This is a genomic window from Nonomuraea sp. SYSU D8015 (assembly GCF_008065375.1).
GTDB lineage: Bacteria > Actinomycetota > Actinomycetes > Streptosporangiales > Streptosporangiaceae > Nonomuraea.
In genome coordinates this window covers 126,950-141,055 of sequence record NZ_MU084032.1, presented here as the reverse complement: position 1 = coordinate 141,055, position 14,106 = coordinate 126,950, and the positions used below count along the sequence as shown (strand labels likewise).

The 14,106-nt window shown below is 71.8% G+C and carries 15 protein-coding genes; 5 read left to right on the top strand and 10 right to left on the bottom strand.

Annotated elements, in window-relative coordinates:
- Positions 1–3: 3 nt before the first annotated feature.
- The 8 genes from ID574_RS00585 to ID574_RS00550 all read right to left on the bottom strand — a co-directional run bounded on the left by ID574_RS00585 (position 4) and on the right by ID574_RS00550 (position 8,546).
- Positions 4–744, bottom strand: coding sequence for an ABC transporter permease (locus tag ID574_RS00585; protein ID WP_188186757.1), 741 nt, complete (start codon positions 742–744; stop codon positions 4–6).
- A complete protein-coding gene (locus tag ID574_RS00580; protein ID WP_188186756.1) occupies positions 737–1,618 on the bottom strand; it encodes an ABC transporter ATP-binding protein in 882 nt (293 codons plus the stop codon). Before ID574_RS00580 ends, ID574_RS00585 begins: the two co-directional genes overlap by 8 nt.
- Positions 1,615–1,938, bottom strand: coding sequence for a transcriptional regulator (locus tag ID574_RS00575; protein ID WP_188186755.1), 324 nt, complete (start codon positions 1,936–1,938; stop codon positions 1,615–1,617). The genes ID574_RS00580 and ID574_RS00575 overlap by 4 nt, the downstream gene beginning before the upstream one ends.
- Positions 1,935–2,441, bottom strand: a complete 507-nt coding sequence (locus ID574_RS00570) for a hypothetical protein (protein WP_188186754.1) — start codon at positions 2,439–2,441, stop codon at positions 1,935–1,937. Before ID574_RS00570 ends, ID574_RS00575 begins: the two co-directional genes overlap by 4 nt.
- A 200-nt stretch (positions 2,442–2,641) precedes the next feature.
- Positions 2,642–4,594, bottom strand: a complete 1,953-nt coding sequence (locus ID574_RS00565) for an amino acid ABC transporter ATP-binding/permease protein (protein WP_223166241.1) — start codon at positions 4,592–4,594, stop codon at positions 2,642–2,644.
- A gap of 8 nt (positions 4,595–4,602) precedes the next feature.
- Entirely contained in the window at positions 4,603–6,591 is a 1,989-nt protein-coding gene (cydD, locus tag ID574_RS00560) for a thiol reductant ABC exporter subunit CydD (RefSeq protein WP_188186753.1), read from the bottom strand.
- 7 nt (positions 6,592–6,598) lie between these two features.
- Positions 6,599–7,363, bottom strand: a complete 765-nt coding sequence (locus ID574_RS00555; RefSeq protein WP_188186752.1) for a cytochrome d ubiquinol oxidase subunit II — start codon at positions 7,361–7,363, stop codon at positions 6,599–6,601.
- A 10-nt stretch (positions 7,364–7,373) separates the two neighbouring features.
- Positions 7,374–8,546 (bottom strand): cytochrome ubiquinol oxidase subunit I, encoded by a 1,173-nt coding sequence (locus tag ID574_RS00550; protein WP_188186751.1) that lies wholly within the window; start codon positions 8,544–8,546, stop codon positions 7,374–7,376.
- An 87-nt stretch (positions 8,547–8,633) separates the two neighbouring features.
- On the opposite strand from ID574_RS00550, the gene ID574_RS00545 reads away from it, so the two are divergent.
- A complete protein-coding gene (locus ID574_RS00545; protein WP_188186750.1) occupies positions 8,634–8,969 on the top strand; it encodes a helix-turn-helix transcriptional regulator in 336 nt (111 codons plus the stop codon).
- Here ID574_RS00545 and ID574_RS00540 read toward each other — a convergent pair.
- Positions 8,961–9,650 (bottom strand): permease prefix domain 1-containing protein, encoded by a 690-nt coding sequence (locus ID574_RS00540; RefSeq protein ID WP_188186749.1) that lies wholly within the window; start codon positions 9,648–9,650, stop codon positions 8,961–8,963. The genes ID574_RS00545 and ID574_RS00540 overlap by 9 nt on opposite strands.
- Positions 9,651–9,757: 107 nt before the next feature.
- Here ID574_RS00540 and ID574_RS00535 point away from each other — a divergent pair, with 107 nt between their 5' ends.
- From ID574_RS00535 to ID574_RS00525, 3 genes are read left to right on the top strand one after another with little or no spacing between them, the layout of a single operon-like run.
- Positions 9,758–10,111 (top strand): VOC family protein, encoded by a 354-nt coding sequence (locus tag ID574_RS00535; protein ID WP_188186748.1) that lies wholly within the window; start codon positions 9,758–9,760, stop codon positions 10,109–10,111.
- Entirely contained in the window at positions 10,108–10,440 is a 333-nt protein-coding gene (locus ID574_RS00530; RefSeq protein ID WP_188186747.1) for an ArsR/SmtB family transcription factor, read from the top strand. Before ID574_RS00535 ends, ID574_RS00530 begins: the two co-directional genes overlap by 4 nt.
- Entirely contained in the window at positions 10,424–10,867 is a 444-nt protein-coding gene (locus tag ID574_RS00525) for an SRPBCC family protein (protein WP_188186746.1), read from the top strand. The genes ID574_RS00530 and ID574_RS00525 overlap by 17 nt, the downstream gene beginning before the upstream one ends.
- On the opposite strand, the gene ID574_RS00520 is transcribed toward ID574_RS00525, so the two are convergent.
- Complete coding sequence (locus ID574_RS00520) at positions 10,864–12,198, bottom strand: pentapeptide repeat-containing protein (RefSeq protein ID WP_188186745.1); 1,335 nt, start codon at positions 12,196–12,198, stop codon at positions 10,864–10,866. The genes ID574_RS00525 and ID574_RS00520 overlap by 4 nt on opposite strands.
- Before the next feature lie 105 nt (positions 12,199–12,303).
- On the opposite strand from ID574_RS00520, the gene ID574_RS00515 reads away from it, so the two are divergent.
- On the top strand, positions 12,304–14,019 hold the full coding sequence (locus tag ID574_RS00515) for an ExeM/NucH family extracellular endonuclease (RefSeq protein WP_188186744.1): 1,716 nt from the start codon (positions 12,304–12,306) through the stop codon (positions 14,017–14,019).
- Positions 14,020–14,106 lie beyond the last annotated feature (87 nt).

Sequence of the window (14,106 nt, the reverse complement as noted above, 5' to 3'; positions counted from 1 at the left end):
CGGTCAGGAGAAACGCCGGCCCTCGTCACGGCGGTAGGCCCACACGGCGGCGGCCGCCACGACGACGGTCCACACCGCCAGCATCACCAGCGCCACGGTGCCCGGCCGGGTGCCGATGGTGGCCCACCAGACCAGCTCCGCCGCGCCCCTGGTGGGCGCGTACGGCGAGAGGGTCTGGAGGAAGTCCGGCATGAACTGCGGCGGCAGCAGGAGGCCGCCGACGATGCCCAGCGGGAAGAACACGATCTGCGAGACCGCGATCGCGGCCTTGGACGACAGCGTGAAGCCGATGAACAGGCCCATCAGCAGGAACGGGACCAGGACGGCCACCAGCACGCCCACCCCGAGCAGAAGCCTGACCGGCGTGATCGTCGCCTCGGTGAACTGCGCGCTCACCAGCAGCACCGGGATCACCGACACCAGCATGACGGCCAGCACCGTCAGGATCCGCCCGGCGAAGTGGGGGAACGGGCCCGCGGGCAGCGTGCGCAGGTACGGGTTCCACGGCTGTTCGCGGTCCTGCGAGACGGAGATGCTGAGCCCGATCAGCGCGTTCGACATCGCGCCGAAGAGCATGAACGAGCCGGTCGCCGCCGTCGCGGCCACCGGATCCTTGCCCGCGAACGGCACCACGAACGCCAGCATCGCGATCGCCGGGAACAGGGCGCCGGCCAGCGGGCCGATGGGCACCCTGAGTTGCTCGATCATGAGATAGCGGGTGTGCGCGAGGACCAGGCTAGACATGTGCGCCCTCCTTCGAGGTGATGGCGAGGAAGGCCTCTTCCAGGGTGGTCGGCCTGATCTCCAGGCCGGAGAACGGCACGCCGCTGCGTACCAGCTCGACGACCAGCCGGTCCGGGTCGGTGGTGACCAGGCTGACCCGGCCGTCCGCACGCTCGGAGCCGAGCACGCCGGGCAGGTCGGGCAGGTCCTCGGCGACGAGGGAGACCCGCCGCACGCCCACCATGTCGCGTACCGCCCGCACCGTGTCGTCGGCCAGCACGCGGCCGTGGCCGACCACCACGACCCGCTCGGCCAGGGCCTCGATCTCCTCGAGGTAGTGGCTGGTGAGCAGCACCGTGCCGCCGTCCTCGTGGAAGGACCTGACGCCGTCCCACAGCGCCCGCCTGGCCTCGACGTCCAGGCCCGTGGTGGGCTCGTCGAGGAAGACCAGCCGCGGCCGGCCCGCGAACGCCAGCGCCACGGCCAGCCGCCGCCGCTGCCCGCCGGACAGGCCGCCGACCTGCCGCCTGATCAGGTCGCTCAGACCGAAACGCTCCAGCAGCTCCCCCTTATCCGCCTTTTCCGGGAAATGTGCCGACACGATGTCGACGATCTCGCCGACGCGTAACGACTCGGGCAGCCCGGTCTCCTGCGGGGTCATGCCGATGCCGCGCCGCACGGCCGGGTCCTGCGGCGAGCCGCCGAGCAGCTCGACCGTGCCGGACGTGGGCCGGCGCAGCCCCACGAACAGGTTGATCAAGGTGGACTTGCCCGCGCCGTTCGGGCCGAGCAGCCCGACCAGCTCGCCGGCCTTGATGTCGAGCGAGAGGCGGTCGAGCGCCAGCACGTCGCCGTAGCGGCGGGTGACCTCGATCGCTCTGGCGAGGATCGTCATACGTTGCCCCCAGCGTTGTCCAGCAAGGCGCGGATCGCCTTGGTGTAGTCCTCGAAGGCCAGCCGTCCACGCGTGGTGAGCGCCACGTACGTGACCGGGGTGCGGCCCTTGTGTGTTTTGGTGATGCGGATGTAGTCCGCCTCCTCGAGCTTGGTCAGGTGGACCGACAGGTTGCCCGCCGTCATGCCCAGCAGGTCCTTCAGCGAGCCGAAGGCCATCTCGTCGCCCTCGCCGAGAACGTTGAGCGCGGCCACCACCCGGAGCCTGGCCTGGGCGTGGATGACCGGGTCGAGCTCGGGCAGAGACTTCTCCGCCGTCATGCCCGGCGCCTCAGCCACAGGCCGGCGACGATGAAACCACCGCCCAGCAGCACCGCCGTCAGCAGCGCGTGCCAGCCGGCGCCGAGCAGCACGCCCACCCCGTTGACGGCGGCGACCCAGACGCCGACGAAGAACATCTGCCAGTTGATCCAGATCGCGCCGCCCACCATGTAGAGCACCGCCACGATCGTCAACATCCCGCCTCCCCAGAGCAGCCCGGCCTCCTGCGGCGGCAGCTGGGGTGACAGCCTGATGGCGATGATCGCGACCAGCGTTATCCCGGCGAACCATGCATAGCCATACATCGCACCTTTGGCGCGGGTCTCTCCGCGGACCTGCCGGTTCATCCGGGTGATCCCGTAAGCGGCTACCGCCCCCGCCACCATTTGCCCGATCATCAGCACGATCTGCGCCTGTGCTTGTGAGATCGGCGCGTACGGCCGTCCGTCGAGCCCGTAGTGCAGGAAGTACGCGGTGAAGCCGAGCAGCCATGCCACACCCACGGAAGGTAGAGCACGAGGGGGTCGATGTAGATGTGTCTCGCGGCGGCGGACTGCTGCTCCTCGATGACGCGGAGCATCTCCTCCGGGCTGGGCGTCCGCTCGTCGTCCTCAAGCATCGCAAACCTCTCGATTCCTCAAACTGGTTTGGATCGCAAACCTGTTTGGGACGTCAACACAATGCCCATCTCCGGGGCGGGGGCTTATCTGCGGGTCAGGACCTCGGACTCCCACAGGTCGCGGTAATAGCCGGGCACGGCGACGAGCTCGTCGTGGTGCCCGCGCTGGACGACGCGGCCCTCCTCGAGCACCACGACCTCGTCGACCATCTCCAGGCCCTTGAGGCGGTGCGTCACGAGCAGCGTGGTGCGGTCTCTGGTCACGTCGAGCAGGTCGCTCATGAGGCGGTCGGCGGTCTCCTCGTCGAGCGCCTCGGCGGGCTCGTCCAGCAGCAGCACCGGCGGGTCGTACAGCAGCGCCCTGGCCAGGGCGAGCCGCTGCAGCTGCCCGCCGGAGACGGTCCTGCCGTCCTCGCCGAGCTCGGTGTCCCATCCTGTCCGCTCGACCCAGTCCTCGAGCCTGGCGTCCCGTACGGCGCGCCGCAGCGTGTCGTCGTCGGCCTCGGGGCCGGCCAGGCGCAGGTTGTCGCGGAGGGTGGCGCGGAAGATGTACGGGTCCTGGGTGAGGCCCGTCATGAGCGCCCGCACGTCGTCGCCGTCCAGCTCCCTGAGGTCCACCCCGTTGACCGTGATGCGCCCGGACTCCGGCTCCACCAGCCGCATCAACGCGGCCAGCAACGTGCTCTTGCCCGCCCCGCTCGGGCCGACGACCGCCACCCGCTTCCCGGGAGTGAGCCGCAGCGACACCCCGTCGAGCGCCGGCCGCCCGCCGTCCACCGCGGGCCGGTCATCGTCCACCGCGGGGCGTACACCGTCGACCGCGGGCCGCCCACCGGGTGCAGGCAGTCCCTCGCCCTGTGCGCCCCCGGTCGGGGAGGCCGCGCCGGGCGCTCCGCCGTCACCGGCCGACGAGGTCGAGTCGGGCGCGTCGTCCCATACGCCCTCGCCTGGCACACCGCCGCCTTCTGCGGCGCTGCCGGATCCCGTGCCGCTTGCCGACCCCTCTGGGGCGCTGCCGGATCCTGTGCTGCTTGCCGAGCCCTCTGGGGCGGGGCGGGGTGCGTGGCGTACCACCAGATCGTCGATCTCGATGGTCAGCGGGGCCTCGGGCCGGGGTGCGGGGGCGGCGGGTTCGGTGACGGCCGGGGTGGCCGCGCGGACCTCGCGCAGCCGACGCAGCGCCGCCATGATCCCCGCCATCCGCTCGCCCGCGGCCGCCAGCGGCAGCACGGGCTCGAAGGCCACCAGCGCGGTCAGCGCGAGCACCGCCGTGCCGACAGAGCCCGCCCCGGCCCCCTGGGCGAGCAGGACGACGGCCGCGACCGTCAGCCCCTGCACCAGCGTGCCCCCGGCCAGGGCGGCGGCGTGGACGCGGGCCTGGCGGCGTTCGAGCGCGGCCAGCGCCTCGTCGGCGGCCAGCGCCTTGCCCAGGGCCGCGTCGTCGGCGCCGTAGGCGGCCAGGTCGGCGGAGCCGTGCACCAGGTCGGCCACCCGGGCGGCCAGCGCCGCCCGCGCGGGGGCGATCCTCGCCGACCAGCGGCGGGCGGCCGCGGCCGTGCCGGCGGGCAGCAGCACCCCGGCCAGGGCCAGCCCGGCCACCAGCACGAGCGCCGCGACCGGCAGGATGGTCAGCCCGATGACGACGGCGGCCAGTCCGGCGATGGCCGCGGCGGCCGCGGGCAGCAGGCAGCGGACGAGCAGGTCCTGTACGGCCTCGGTGTCGTCCACCATGCGGCTGAGCAGGTCGGCACCGCCGTGACGGGGCCGCTGGGGCGGGATCAGGGCCTGGTAGAGGTCCTCACGGGTGCCGGCCTGGGCGCGCAGTGCCACGTCGTGGCCGGTGAGGCGTTCCACGTAGCGGAAGACGCCCTTGCTCGTGGCGAATGCCCTGGTCGCCACGATCGCCACGCTCAACGCGGCCAGGGGCGGCTGCTGGGCGGCCCTGGTGATCAGCCAGGCCGCCGCTGCGATCAGCCCGAGGCCCGCCAGGTCGGCCGCCGCTCCGGCCAGCACGGCCCATACCAGCCGCTTCCCCATGACCCGGTTCATCGCTTGCCCCCGCTTTCCCGCGAAGCCGCGGCCGCCTCGCCACCCCGATCATCCGCCGTCCGAGCGTCCGCGCCCGCTGTCCGGGCGTCCGCTGTCCGGGCGTCCGTGTCCGCCGTCCGAGCGTCCGTGTCCGCCGTCCGGGCGTCCGCGTCTGTCGTCCGGGCGTCCGCTGTCCGGGCGTCCTCCATTCGATCACCCTGACCCGCCGCCCCTTGGCCCCGCCCCGGCGCCTCGTCCTCGCGGTCACCGGCGACGCCGGGCGTGGCGGTGCCGGTGGTGATGGCGGGCGTGGTGGTGCCGTCTGATGGTGCGATGCCGGTCGGGGTGAGGGCGGTGTCGGAGACGACGCGGCCCTCATGGAGGCGGATCACGCGGTCCGCCAGGTCGATCATGGCGGGCCGGTGCGCGACGATGACGGCCGTGCGGTCGTGGGCCAGCTCCGCCGTCCCCGCCACCACGGCGGCCTCGCTGCGCCCGTCCAGGCGGGCCGTGGGCTCGTCCAGGAGCAGCACCGACGCGTCCGGGCGGCAGAAGGCGCGGGCCAGGGCGATGCGCTGCCGCTGGCCGGCGGACAGGTTGGCGCCCCGCTCGCCCACCACGGTGTCGAACCCGTGGGGGAGCGCCTCCACGAAGTCGGCGTGGGCGGCGGCCGCAGCGCGGCGTACCTGCTCCGGAGAGGCGGAGGGAGCCCCCAGGCGGATGTTGTCGGCCACCGACGTCGTGAACAGGTGTGGCCGCTGGGCCACGAACGCCAGCCGCGCCCGCCAGCTCGCCACATCCGCCTCACGCAGGTCCATGCCGTCGACCAGCACCCGGCCCTCCGAAGGCTGGACGAAGCCGAGGAGCAGGTGGAGCAGCGTGCTCTTGCCCCCGCCGCTCTCGCCGACCAGGGCGACCCGCTCCCGCGGATGGATCGTGAGCGTGACGTTCTCCAGCGCGGCGGCGTCCCTGCCGGGATAGCGGACGGTGACGTTCTCCAGCCGGATCTCCGGAGCTCCCGACGGCCGGACCTCCGCGGCGGCCCGCGGTTCGGCGGACCGTACCTCGGAGCCGGCCGCGTCGTCCAGGACGGCGAAGGCCGCGTCGGCGGCCGCCACCCCCTCCATGGAGGCGTGGAAGCGCGTCCCCATGGCCCGCAGCGGCAGGTACGCCTCCGGCGCCAGCAGCAGCACCAGCAGCGCCGTCGTCAGATCCAGCGACCCCCCGAGCAGCCGCAGCCCGATCGGCACCGCCACCAGCGCCAGCGACAGCGACGCGCACAGCTCCAGCACCAGCGACGACAGAAAAGCCACCCGCAACGTCCGCATGGTGGCGCTGCGGTGCGCGTCGGCCACCTGACGGATGACGGTGGCCTGGTAACGCGCCCGCCCGAAGGCCCGCAGGGTGGGCAGGCCGCGCACCACGTCCAGGAAGTGGCCGCCGAGCCGCGACAGCGCGCGGTATTGGCGCTCGGTCACGACCTTGGTCGTCATGCCGACGAGCGCCCCGAAGATCGGGATCAGCGGCAACGTGACCAGCACGATGACCGCGCTGGCGAGGTCGGCGGCGAACAACCGCACGAGCACGGCCAGCGGCACCACCGCGGCCACCGCGATCGACGGCAGGTAGCCGGTCAGATAGGCGTCCAGCCCGTCGAGCCCGCGCCCGGCCAGGGTGACCAGCTCGCCGGAGCGGTGCGCGGTCAGCCGCCCGGGGCCGAGCTCACGCAGCCGGGCCAGCAGCCGGTGGCGCAGCGCCGACTTGACCCCGGTCGCGGTGTGCCCGGCGAAGACGCCCTGCGTCCAGGCGAGCAGCGCCCGCACGCCCACGACCCCCGCCAGCACGGCCAGGACGGCGGCGGTGAACCGGCCCGACAGCACCCCGGCCAGCAGCTCCGCCTGCACGAGCACGAGCAGCCCCGCCAGCACGGCCGCGGCCATGGTCACGGTCAGGTGGCGGCGTACCGACCGCTCGGCCCGCATGAGCCGCAGGAGATCTTTGTGCACAGGTCCTCTAGAAGAACGATGGGAGCCGGAAGGCGTCCTTCCCCGGGCGGAAAGTGCGCCACACCCATAGTTGCGCGCCCAGCATGATCGGCGCGAACGGCAGGACCATGAGACTGAGCACATTCAAGGTAGCCGCGGGTGCGCTGTGCTCCAGCAGATACGGCGCCGCCCCCGCCAGCACCCCCGCCGCGGGCAGCGCGGCGACGGCCCCGGAGAGCAGCAGCGCCCGCCCCGACCGCGTCGCACCGAAGTCGCCCGGCGCCCGCCACGCCAGGAACGTCCACCCGTGCCAGGCGAACAACAGCGTCACGACCACCCCCAGCATCAGCCCGACCGGATGCACGGGCGAGGCCTCGAACCCGGTGGCTGCCGCGTAGAGCGCCATGCCCCACCCGAACGACAGCCCCAGCGACCCGAAGGCGATCGCCGCGTCCCAGAACCCGCGCCACCGCGGCCCGTCGATCCTGCGCCGGAACCACAGGCCCGCGTCCCGCAGGACCCAGCTCAGCAGCATCGCCACCACCACGGGGTACAGCCCGAACAGCACCTCCCCCTCCAGCAGCGGATAGACCCCGAACATCGTCCCGGCCACCGCCACCAGCCACACCTCGTTGGCCAGCACGTACGGCGCCACGGCCGCCACCATGCGATCGCGCCCCTCCCGCGTCCGGCCGAGGAAGGGCAGCAGCAGCCCGACCCCCAGATCGAATCCCTCCAGGGCGAAGTAGCCGGCCAGCAGCACCGCGAAGAAGACGAGCCAGATCATTTCCATGTCAGCACTCCTAGTAGCTCAGCACCGGCGTACGGGGCTCGCGGGCCGACGAGGAGCCGAGGTCGAGGCCCTGCGGCCCGCGCCTGATCACCCGCGCGATGAGCACGTAGTCGACGACCGCCAGCAGCCCCAGCACCGCCGCGAACCCGATCAGCGAGGCCGTGACCATCCCCGAGGTGAGGCCCGGCGACATGGCGTCGGCCACGGTGAGCTTCTCCCAGATCATCCACGGCTGCCGCCCGACCTCCCTGGCGATCCAGCCCGCGATCGACAGGACGAACGGCAGCGGCGTCATCGCGATCAAGATCGGGTGCGTCCACCGCCGGCGCGGCAGGCCGCGGATCATCGGCAGCATCACCAGCAGCACGATGAGCCCCAGCAACTGCCCGATCTCCATCATGATCGCGAGCCCGATCGCCGCCCCCACGTTGCCCGAGAACTTGTCCTCGACCGGGATCACAGCGAACTGCGCGTAGCCGAACCCCATCGTGACGAAGATCCCGATCGCGGCCGTGGTCACGCCGGTGCGCATGGACTTGGTGAAGAACTCCACGTGCTCGGTGCGGCGCCGCAGCTGGTACGCACTCGCCCCCACCAGCACCATCGCCCCGGTGAACAGTCCGGCCCCGACCACGTGCGGGAACGCGAACACCAGGGACGGGTTGGTGAGCAGGGCGCCGAAGTCGACCAGCTCCATCCGGCCGCCGCGGACGACGGATCCGGCCGGGTTCTGCAGGTACGAGTTGGCCACCATGATGAAGAACGCGCTCGCGTACGCCGTCAGCGTCACGAGCCAGATGCAGGCCACGTGCAGCCCCTTGGGCAGCCGGTGCCAGCCGAAGATCCACAGCCCCAGGAAGGTGGACTCCAGGAAGAAGGCGATCAGGGTCTCCATGGCCAGCGGGGCGCCGAACACGTCGCCGGCGTAGTGGGACAGGCCGCTCCAGGACAGCCCGAACTGGAACTCCATCACCAGCCCGGTGACGATGCCGAGCGCGTAGTTGATGACGTAGATCTGCCCCCAGAACCGGGTCATGGCCTCGTCGAGCGGCTTGCCCGAGATGGCCCAGCGGGTGTGCATGATCGCGACCAGCGGGGCGAGCCCGAGCGTGAGCACCACGAACAGGAAGTGCAGGCTGCCGGTCACCGCGAACTGCGTGCGTGCCAGATCGAGTACATCCATCAGATCTCCGATTGTTGTGCCTATCTACATATAGACAGCCTACATGTAGACTGACTACATGCTGACGGGTTGCCTAAGATCTGAAACATGAATCCGGACGCGCTGCGCGGGCACATGGACGCGCTGCTGCTCTCAGTGCTGGAGCGCGAGCCGCTGCACGGCTACGCCATCATCGAGGCGCTGCAGGAGCGCAGCGGGGGAGCGCTGAGCGTGCCCACGGGCACCGTCTACCCGGCGCTGCGCAGGCTGGAGCGCATCGGCTACCTGTCGAGCGAGTGGGCGACCGTGGGCGGGCGCAGGCGCCGCACCTACCGGCTGACGGACGCGGGCAGGAGGCAGCTCGAAGGGGAGCGGTCGGCCTGGCGGGAGTTCACCACCGTGATCGGCAGTGTGCTCCGCGCGGAGGCCAGGGCATCAGGATGACCGCTCGGCCGCCCCGGCGCGCGGGTGCGTCGCCCGGGTGATGCGCATGCAGTGGATGGCGCCGTAGACCTGCAGGCCCCATACGGCCGCGGTCACCAGGTTGGCCAGCGCGGAGGGCAGGACGTCCAGGCCGCTGGCCCCTTCCGTGCCGTGCGTGAGGAACTGGGCGAGCGCGATGGTGATCGGCAGCGAGATCCACACGACCAGCGCGAGCGACCTGGTGAGCAACCGGGGCCGGCGGATCCACCGCGCCCCGCGGCCCAGCGCCAGCAGCACGAGGCCTCCGTAGACGCCGACGGCGAGCTGGACGATGTCGAGCAGGCGGGAGACCGGGGAGTACCACACGGGCTGGCTCGCCCACACGTCGTCGTCGGCTGGGTACATCCGCCACAGCACCGACCACATGAGCACGGTGATCGGCACGCTGATGAACAGCAGGAAGCCCAGCCGCCGCCCCGCGGCGGAGGTGAGCTCGGCCTGGTAGCCGGGGGCGATCTCGGGGACGGGGCCGAACTCCGCCACCGCGATCCGCTCCGCCTCCGCCCGGTCGAGCCCCTCGGCCTCCAGCGCGTCGGCGGTGTCGGTCAGGCTGTCGCGCGCCTCGACGACCAGGTCGCGCTTGGGCCCGGGCGGGCCGGTGAGCGTACGGTTGAGCTCTGCCACGTAGTCGTCGATCGGCATGATCCCCAGTTTACGGAGGGGCGCCCTCAGGGCTCACTCCGGGAACTCCCTGATATTTCGCGGCCCAGGGTTGTTATGTAGGAAAAAACCTACGTATAGTGGCCGACATGCCGATCTCCTCAATTCTCACCGTCACCGTGCCCGTCGCCGACCAGGAGCGGGCGCTGGACTTCTACACCCGCGTGCTCGACTTCGAAGTGCGCAGTGACAACCCCTTCCCGATGGGCCGCTGGCTCACCGTCGCCCCCAAGGGCGCCGAGACCGCGCTCCTGCTCGCCTCCTGGTTCCCCGACATGGCGCCGATCGGCGGCCTCGTGGTGGCCGCGCCCGACCTCGACGCCCTGGCCGCACGCCTGCGCGAGCACGAGATCGCCTTCGAGGGGCCCACGGACGAGCCCTGGGGACGGCAACTGCTGTTCCACGACCCGTTCGGCAACGGCTTCGTCGTCAGCCAGGCATGACCGCCGATCACGTGTTCACCGCACTGGCCAGCCCGGCCAGGCGCGAGCTGCTGCGCCTCCTCCTGGAGGAGGGCGGCCAGCCCGCCGGCCGGCTGGCCGAGCGGTTCGACATGAGCCGGCCCAGCGTGTCGGAGCACCTCAAGGTCCTCAAGGACGCCGGGCTGGTCTCCGAGACCCGCAAGGGCAGGGAGCGGCACTACCGGCTGGAGGCGGCGCCGCTGATGGAGATCCGCGACTGGCTCACCCCCTACGAACGGTTCTGGCGCGAGAAGCTCACGAACCTCACCAACCTCCTCGACGAGATGGAAGACGATGGACGAGACAGCTGAGGACCTGCGCGCGATCAGGCTCGACCAGTTCATCCCGCACCCGCCGGAGAAGGTGTGGCGGGCGCTGACCGAGCCGGAGCTGGTCGCGAAATGGCTCATGCCCAACGACTTCAAGGCGGAGGTCGGGCACCGGTTCACCTTCCGCACCGAGCCCAAGAAGCAGGTGGGCTTCGACGGCATCGTCTACTGCGAGGTGCTGGAGCTGGAGCCGGGGAAGCTGTTGAAGATCAGCTGGAGCGATCGCAAGCGGGCCGACTGGACGGTCACGTGGCGGCTGGAGCCCGAGGGCCGGGGCACCCGGTTGTTCCTCGACCACGAGGGCTTCGACCCCGACGACGAGCTGCAGCAGATGTCGCGCCGGATCATGGGCGGCGGCTGGCGCTCGAGGCACTTCAGCGCCATCGCCGCGGTGGCCGCCGAGCTCTAACGGGGCATCGCCGTGCCGTGGCCGGTCGAGGTCCACAGCGCGGCGGCCGCGGCGATCGCGGCAAGCAGCGCGAACCAGGCTCCCGGCCGGCCCATGCGCGTGGCGTACCCGTACAGCAGCCACGACACCCACAGCCACCACCGGTGACCGGCCCGGCGGCGCATCTCCCAGGCGGCGGAGGCGAAGTCGGCCGACGTGGCGCGGTCGCTGGGCCGTAACCCGGCGTAGAGCGCGGCGAGCCGATCCGGGGTGGCGCCGGGATCGGCCGCGCCGCCGCCCATGCCGTGCTCGTCGGCCAGAGCGCTGCGGCGGGAGAACCACCGCAGCATCGGCCGGCGCAGGCTCACCCGCATGCCACGCGGGGTGAGCGCGAACGTGCAGTCCTTGACCCGCACCCCGGACGGGTGGGCGAGCCCGGCGAACCTGCACGCGGACAGGTCGAGGCCGTGCAGCGCCAGGTCGGCGGCCTCCACCTGGCGCAGCGAGGTCAGCATCGAGGTGCCCCGGCCGCTCACCGTGGCCGGGCCGCGCAGCACCGCGCCCTCCAGGTCGGCGTGGGAGTCGGTCAGCTTCAGCGTGGTCGGCCCCGACACCTCCACGCCGCGCAGGTTCACGCCGCACCCAGCGACCGCCACGTCCAGCAGCCCGTCCGCGCGGGCGCGGGCCGCCGACAGCCGCCCGGTGGCCGACAGGTACGCGTCCGCGGCGAAGTGCGCGGCCTCGAACCCGGCGTGCCCGCTGACCTTGCGGAAGGACAGGGTGCGGCCGAAACGCGCGCCGCGGAAGGCGGCCCCGTCGCCGAGGCGGGCGCCGTCGAAGGTGGCGTACCCGTCGAACCTGGCCCGCTCACACGACAGCCCGTGGCCGAAGACCGCCTGGCTGAACAGCGCGTCCCGGGCCATCACCGCCCGGTCGAGCGAGACGTGCCCGCGCACGGTGACGCCGTGGAAGGACAGCTCGCGGGCGAACCTGGCGCCGGCCAGCGACGCGTTGCCCTCGAAGCGGGCGCCGAAGAACGAGGCCAGCCGGTCGAACCTGGCGCCGTCGAGCGACACGTCCCCGGCGAACGTCACGCCCGACAGCCGGACGTCGCCGGTGAACCTGACCCGGTCCAGCCGTGCCCGGCCCGGCCTGCCGCCGGTGGCCTCCAGCACGCGGGACAGCAGGTCGCTGGTGACGGTCGTGCCGCGCAAGTCGATCAGGCGGCCGGGGGACAGCTGGGCGAGGGCTTCGGAGAGCCGGTCGGGGGACAGGTGGGCGAGGCAGAGGCCGGACGGCCGGACGGCGATCCCGGTGCAGGCAACGGAATGCGCGCAGGTGACCCAGTCCATGCCTTCGTCATACCCGCTAGGGCCCCGTGTCAAGGTTCGATGTTTTCATCTTCTATCCACATTTACGTGGAAATATGCAGGCAAAATAGCTCTAAAGTGCCGGTCATGCGCGTTTTATCCCGAGCATCCCTGGCTGCCGCGGTCGCGGTGGCCCTCATCGCCACCCCGGCCGCCGCCCAGTCCGCCGTCCAGCCCGCCGCTCCCTGCGACACCCCCGCCACCCACCGCGTCGCGCAGGTGCAGGGCAACGGCGAGGCGACCCCGCTGGCCGGTCAGACCGTGCGCGTCGAGGGCGTCGTGACCGGCGACTTCCAGCGGACCGACCAGCTCAGCGGCTTCTTCCTGCAGGACACCAAGCCCGACGGCGACCCGAAGACCTCCGAGGGGCTGTTCGCGTTCGCCCGCGAGTCCTTCAAGGACGTCAAGGTCGGCGATCGGGTGCTGGTCACCGGCCGGGCCGTCGAGTTCAACGGGTGGACCGAGCTGTCGCCGGTCACCGCCGTGGACGTGTGCGGCACGGGGAGCGTGGCGGCGCAGCCGTACACGTTGCCGACGGCTGAGAGCTCGGGCGGGCTGGAGCCGGTCGAGAACATGCTCCTGACGTTCCCGCAGCCGCTGACCGTCAGCGACCACTACAACCTGGGCCGCTACGGCGAGGTCACGCTGTCCTCGCAGGGGCGGCTGTTCCAGCCGACGGACCGGCCCGGCGTGGACCCCGCGCTGAACGCGCGCCGCTCGCTCCTCGTCGACGACGGCTCCAACCGGGAGAACCCCGCCACCCTGCCGCCCATCGTGCGGACCGGCGACGTGGCCGCCGGGATCACCGGCGTGCTCGGGTACGGCTTCGGCAAGTACCGGCTGCAGCCCACCAAGCAGATCTCCTACAAGAACCTCAACCCGCGCCTGCCCAAGCCGTTCCCGGTGATCGGCAACGTCAAGGTGGCCTCGTTCAACACCCTCAACTGGTTCACCACCCTCGGCTCGCGCGGCGCCACCACCGCCGAGGAGCAGCAGCGCCAGCTCGCCAAGCTGGTCGCCGCGCTCAGGGGCCTCGACGCGGACGCGGTCGGGCTCATGGAGATCCAGAACAACGGCCAGACCGCGCTGCAGGCGCTGGTGGACGCGGTCAACGCCGAGGTGGGAGCGGGCACGTACGCGGCGCTCGCGCACCCATACCCCGGCACAGACCTCATCCAGGTCGGCCTGATCTACAAGCCCGCCAAGCTCACCCCCGTGGGCGAGACCAAGGCGTCGCAGGACCCGGTGTTCAGCCGTCCGCCGCTGATCCAGACCTTCCGCAGGAAGAGCGGCGGCCAGCCGTTCACGATGATCGTCAACCACCTCAAGTCCAAGGGCACCTGCCCCTCCAGCGGCCCCGACGCCGACCAGGGCGACGGCCAGGGCTGCTGGAACGCCACCCGCGTCGCGCAGGCCAAGGCGCTGCTCGGCCTCATCGAGGAGCAGGACCTGCCGAACCCGCTCGTGCTCGGCGACCTCAACGCCTACGGCGAGGAGGACCCGATCGACACCCTCGAGGCCGGCGGCCTGACCAGCGTGACGAAGCGGTTCGTGCCCGCGCCGCAGCGCTACAGCTACCTGTTCGACGGGCTCGCCGGCGAGCTGGACCACGCCATGGTCGGCAGGCAGCTGCTCAAGCGGGTGACCGGCGCGACCATCTGGCACATCAACTCCGACGAGCCGCGCATCCTCGACTACAACACCGAGTACAACCCGCCCGGCCTCTACAAGCCGGACGCGTACCGCTCCTCGGACCATGATCCGGTGATCGTCGGTCTGACTCTTCCAGGAGGAAAGTCCTAACCGCGCGGACAAGAGAGAGCCCCGGCGAAGTCCGGGGCTCTTTCCGCTTGCGGACTCATCACACCATGTGCTCAGACAGACACAGAC

Coding starts and splice junctions, on each gene's coding strand:
- ID574_RS00585 (WP_188186757.1), bottom strand. CDS start 744: ATGTCTAGCCTGGTCCTCGCGCACACCCGCTATCTCATGATCGAGCAA.
- ID574_RS00580 (WP_188186756.1), bottom strand. CDS start 1,618: ATGACGATCCTCGCCAGAGCGATCGAGGTCACCCGCCGCTACGGCGAC.
- ID574_RS00575 (WP_188186755.1), bottom strand. CDS start 1,938: ATGACGGCGGAGAAGTCTCTGCCCGAGCTCGACCCGGTCATCCACGCC.
- ID574_RS00565 (WP_223166241.1), bottom strand. CDS start 4,594: ATGGGGAAGCGGCTGGTATGGGCCGTGCTGGCCGGAGCGGCGGCCGAC.
- ID574_RS00555 (WP_188186752.1), bottom strand. CDS start 7,363: ATGGAAATGATCTGGCTCGTCTTCTTCGCGGTGCTGCTGGCCGGCTAC.
- ID574_RS00550 (WP_188186751.1), bottom strand. CDS start 8,546: ATGGATGTACTCGATCTGGCACGCACGCAGTTCGCGGTGACCGGCAGC.
- ID574_RS00545 (WP_188186750.1), top strand. CDS start 8,634: ATGAATCCGGACGCGCTGCGCGGGCACATGGACGCGCTGCTGCTCTCA.
- ID574_RS00540 (WP_188186749.1), bottom strand. CDS start 9,650: ATGCCGATCGACGACTACGTGGCAGAGCTCAACCGTACGCTCACCGGC.
- ID574_RS00535 (WP_188186748.1), top strand. CDS start 9,758: ATGCCGATCTCCTCAATTCTCACCGTCACCGTGCCCGTCGCCGACCAG.
- ID574_RS00530 (WP_188186747.1), top strand. CDS start 10,108: ATGACCGCCGATCACGTGTTCACCGCACTGGCCAGCCCGGCCAGGCGC.
- ID574_RS00525 (WP_188186746.1), top strand. CDS start 10,424: ATGGACGAGACAGCTGAGGACCTGCGCGCGATCAGGCTCGACCAGTTC.
- ID574_RS00520 (WP_188186745.1), bottom strand. CDS start 12,198: ATGGACTGGGTCACCTGCGCGCATTCCGTTGCCTGCACCGGGATCGCC.
- ID574_RS00515 (WP_188186744.1), top strand. CDS start 12,304: ATGCGCGTTTTATCCCGAGCATCCCTGGCTGCCGCGGTCGCGGTGGCC.